General features: G+C 71.9%; 2 protein-coding genes. Both read left to right on the forward strand.

Annotated elements, in window-relative coordinates; translation table 11 throughout:
- Positions 1-556, forward strand: a 556-nt coding sequence (locus tag D7X12_RS41350; protein ID WP_120630563.1) for a CHAT domain-containing protein, incomplete at its 5' end; no start/stop codon positions are given.
- 106 nt (positions 557-662) lie between these two features.
- The gene (locus D7X12_RS41355) at positions 663-1,139 is read left to right on the forward strand and encodes a hypothetical protein (RefSeq protein ID WP_147444001.1); all 477 of its coding nucleotides are present in this window, start codon (positions 663-665) and stop codon (positions 1,137-1,139) included.
- Positions 1,140-1,407: the final 268 nt, after the last annotated feature.

A 1,407-nucleotide genomic window follows, 5' to 3' on the forward strand; every position in this document is an offset into this window, starting at 1 on the left:
GGTGGTGTCGGACGTGGAGCCGCCCGCGTCCCTGGGGCTGCCGCGCCTGATGCCGTGGAAGGGCGAGACGGGGCCGGGCGATGTCCACCTGCGGGGCCGCGCGGCGACGCCGGATTCAGTGCTCGCGGAGATGGAGGACGCCACGGAGGTGGAGCTGCACACGCACGGCCTCTCTGGTACGGGCCTGTCCGACGCGGCCTTCCTGGCGCTGTCCCCGGATGCGGGCGGTCGCTACGCGCTGACGGCGGGGGACCTGGAGGGGCACACGCTCCGGGGCTCGCCCGTGGTGCTGCTGGCCGCGTGCGACGCGAACGTGGGCGCATGGCGCTACCACGCGGTGTGGAGCCTGCCGGCCGCGCTCATCCAGGCCGGGGCGCGCGCGGTGGTGGCGCCGTCCACGCAGGTGCCGGACGTGGAGGCGGGGGCGTTCTTCCAGGCGCTGCTGGAGGCGCTGCGCCGCGGGGTGCCTCCCGCGCAGGCGCTCCGGGACACCCGCGCCCGCTGGCTCCAACAGGGCAGCGCGAAGTGGGTCCAGGACCTGGTCGCGTTCGAATAGAGTCCCCTTGAGAATATTGGCGACCCTCCGCGTATGGGAGCCAGGGGGATTCATGCACCAGCGTTGGAAGTCCGCAGTGGGGATGATGGCAGTGGGTGTGGTCGTCATGACGGCAACGAACGCGGAGGCCGAAGACGTGAAGATTCCGAACCAGGCAATCAGGACCCTTCCCCGCGCGGTTCCGGCCGCCAGTCCGGCCGCGAAGAGCAGCGGCGCCGGGTCGATGGAAGTGGCCGTGGATGAGGGCGCCAAGGGCACCCGGCTGTACCGGTTCGACCGGGGCACCGGGACGCTCACCCTGGTGAAGCAGCTGAGCCAGAAGGAGGCCTCCACCTCCGTGAGCCGCTTCAAGGACCTGCAGACCGCGGAGCGCTCCGCGCCCCTGACGAACGTGGACAAGGGGGGCGCCGTCGCGCCCGAGGGCAGGCCCCCCAAGGGTGGCCCTCCCGGTGGCCACGATCCCGACCCCATGATGACCCAGGCGGACTACGCGGCCCTCAAGCGCGAGCTGTCGCGCCTCAAGGTCGAGCAGAGCAAGGTGAAGGTCAGCACCGCCCAGCAGGCGCAGACGGCGCCACGGTAGCGCCGCGCCCTTCGGGGCGAAGTCTCAAAGGCTGAGAAGAAGGGTGAGGGCCGCGGCGCCGGGGCGGGTGGCAGGAGCACTCGCCCCGCGGGGTCGCGGCCTTCGTGTTTGTGGATGCGATGCGAAGCGCCGTTCAGCCCACGACGCGCTGAAGGTACTGGCCAGGAGCACCCACCAGCTTCCGCCCGCTGTCGCGGACAAGCTCGCCAAGGACGCGGCGGCGCTCGACTCCCGCTCCCCCCTGACGCCGGTGCTGAAACAACCGGAG

It is taken from the genome of Corallococcus sicarius, assembly GCF_003611735.1.
Taxonomy (GTDB): Bacteria; Myxococcota; Myxococcia; order Myxococcales; family Myxococcaceae; genus Corallococcus; species Corallococcus sicarius.

What these genes read in the sequence shown, in the direction of transcription:
- D7X12_RS41355 (WP_147444001.1), top strand. Translation starts at nt 663, where the DNA reads ATGACGGCAACGAACGCGGAGGCCGAAGACGTGAAGATTCCGAACCAG.